This window comes from Methylobacterium sp. J-030, assembly GCF_022829545.1.
In the GTDB taxonomy this organism is placed as follows: Bacteria; Pseudomonadota; Alphaproteobacteria; order Rhizobiales; family Beijerinckiaceae; genus Methylobacterium.
Window position 1 is genome coordinate 1 of the sequence record NZ_JAKSYM010000140.1, and the last position, 2,325, is coordinate 2,325.

Annotated in this window: 3 protein-coding genes; 2 read left to right on the forward strand and 1 reads right to left on the reverse strand. The window is 61.9% G+C overall.

Annotation, left to right across the window (positions count from 1 at the left end; translation table 11 throughout):
- Nucleotides 1-585: 585 nt before the first annotated feature.
- Nucleotides 586-891, forward strand: coding sequence for a hypothetical protein (locus tag MKK75_RS08190; protein WP_244042101.1), 306 nt, complete (start codon nucleotides 586-588; stop codon nucleotides 889-891).
- Between the two features lie 462 nt (nucleotides 892-1,353).
- A complete protein-coding gene (locus tag MKK75_RS08195) occupies nucleotides 1,354-1,722 on the forward strand; it encodes a hypothetical protein (RefSeq protein WP_244042102.1) in 369 nt (122 codons plus the stop codon).
- Nucleotides 1,723-1,733: 11 nt separating this feature from the next.
- On the opposite strand, the gene MKK75_RS08200 is transcribed toward MKK75_RS08195, so the two are convergent.
- A complete protein-coding gene (locus tag MKK75_RS08200) occupies nucleotides 1,734-2,312 on the reverse strand; it encodes a DUF3102 domain-containing protein (RefSeq protein ID WP_279593696.1) in 579 nt (192 codons plus the stop codon).
- Nucleotides 2,313-2,325 lie beyond the last annotated feature (13 nt).

Genomic DNA, 2,325 nt, shown 5'->3' on the forward strand with positions numbered 1-2,325 from the left:
CTGCTCGCCATCGGCGTGGCTGGCTGCGACGACAAGAAGGCCGAGAACAACACGCCCACGAAGGCGGACTCGTCCAAGATGGAGCCGCAGACCGATCAGTCGGCTCCGCCGAGCCAGAAGCCAAAGCAGTAGGGCGGGCACCAAATCGAGTTAGAAACGCCCGTGATCGTGGGGAGCGATGTGGGTAGCAAACCCAGTCGAAAACTAACGCTCTGATACTGCGGTGTTTTTCCGCCTCGTTGGCGGAGGGTATATCCGCCGACCTGGGTTTTTGAGGGGTTGCGGTGCCTGCGCCAGAATTTTGACCGGGTGCGGTTCGCGCGTGAGCGCCATCCTACAACCCGATCCTGATCCAATCCTCGCAACGGGTGCGTCCAACTGATTGCCGTTGAGGCCGTCTGACCGCTCGCCGTCATCCTATTGGCAACTGCTCGGCTTTCCCGCGTCATCCGAGCTGCTACGTGGCTACGCTCTTCCCGGGTTGCGCTCCTGTCCGCATACAGCAGTTTTGCCGTATGTTAGTGAACCATTGCGCGCCCTATGTGAAGTTTCTGATCAGGTTTCACGGCATGCGTTGAGTGCGTCATGATTGAGCAAGCGCCACGAGTGGCTAAGGAGTTTCATGTCGGTCCGCGCGGAGACCGCTATGCGCTATCGCGAGATCTGAAGACGGGCCAGCCCTATGTGCTCCACCGTCCCAGTGACGAGTTGCCGGAGGTTGAGCTAGACCTCGGCTCGTTCCTGGTGCTGTTCCGTGGGCAGGAGCGGGATGATCTGCTGCAGTTGATAGCATCGCTGCTGCCGGAGGATGAGCGGGCAGGTCAGGACGGTGGCAATGTCGTCCGGCCGGTGCGGTTCATGTCGCGGTGGATGTCCAACCGGCAGGGCTGACTGGTCCGAATCCAAATAGGGCCACAACGACACCGACGAGTGTGCCGTCCTCGATCGGAGCGAACAAGGCTAGGATTGCCACCAGAACGATGAGCGTGATGGCGGCATTCCCTTGCCGGTCGGCGTTCGGATCTGGACGCTGAGGAAGCACCCACTGAGGCGGGATGGGACGGTCCGCGGGCAGGTCGGCCCAGCGCCAGCGACCCTCGCGTGCAAGGCTTCGTTAACCATAGCGATCCCCTGTGGATGATCACAGCACTATCCGACTGCGAACAGTTGACCTGTCGGCGACGGAGATCAGCGATGGACCAGCAAGCTGGAGACGATCACGAAGACCGCGGTCAGATGGAGTGAGCTGCCGATTGGAAGGCGTCATGGTGGCACCCCTGAGTCCGAAGGCCGCCGGGATGCGTTGATCGTTTTGACGGGGCGCGTCCGCTGCTGCCCGATCAGGACGCCTCGATGAACACGATCGTTTGGCTAATCTCCAGAATAATACAGTTCTTTTTCGGCAAGGGCCAGCGGCGAGAAGGCTCCGCTATGCCGCGAGTTCGTGAAGCTGGAGCACATGAAGATCGATCGGCAGACAAGAGCAGAAATTTCGACGCCGATTATCGCGCCGCCACGATCATGCTGAAGACACGAATGGGCAACAGCTACCCGGATAACTACCACGCACGGCCGAGCGCCGGCACGAACAGCACGCGTGACTTCGGCGACGAACGGGCTGAGGCAATCGACACAGCTTCGGCCGCGATAGCTGCAGCCCTTCGCAAAGGTGCGACCGTCAAGCAGGCGGCTGAAGCCGGCGCGGCCAGCGTCGGCATTTGATCATCGGACGGTTAGGCCAAACCTTCCGCCGCCCGGCTCCTCCGATCCTCTTGAACGTCTCCCATTGCGATCGCGATATCGCTGGCTGGCACGTGCTTGAGCCGGGGGATGAGTTTGAGCAGCGTTTCCCGCGGAATCCTTTCAACCAGCATCTCGGCCGCGCGCTTCGCAGCTTCCTTCCGATCGGCGTCGGTCAGGTGGGCATAGTGCTTTGCCCAGACGCCCCGGATGATGTCGTTCCGCTGCGGCTTGGTGATGTAGCCGATGCGGAATAGCTCGCGGGCCGCCCCCTCCTGCCAATCGGGATTGTCCTTCGCCTCGTCCCAGACCTGCTTCAGCTCGGTGAAGTCATGCTCGGCCTCGGGCGACAGGGGTTTCCAAGATGCAGTAGCCCGCTTCGGTCCGGTCGCCTCGGCGGCGGCCTCGCGCACGCTCAAACCCGCAACGCGTTGCGCTTTTGCAGAGTCGCCTTCGACGTGCCGGGCGATCCGCATGTAGAGCTGTGCCGTCCTGGGTGAGACGGTGGTGTTCAGCCGGAGCCAAGCATCCCAGCCGCCGTGCGGGACCGTCTCCTTGGCCTGGGCTAGCAACTTCCCGCACTCG

Coding starts and splice junctions, on each gene's coding strand:
- MKK75_RS08195 (WP_244042102.1), top strand. CDS start 1,354: ATGAACACGATCGTTTGGCTAATCTCCAGAATAATACAGTTCTTTTTC.
- MKK75_RS08190 (WP_244042101.1), top strand. CDS start 586: ATGATTGAGCAAGCGCCACGAGTGGCTAAGGAGTTTCATGTCGGTCCG.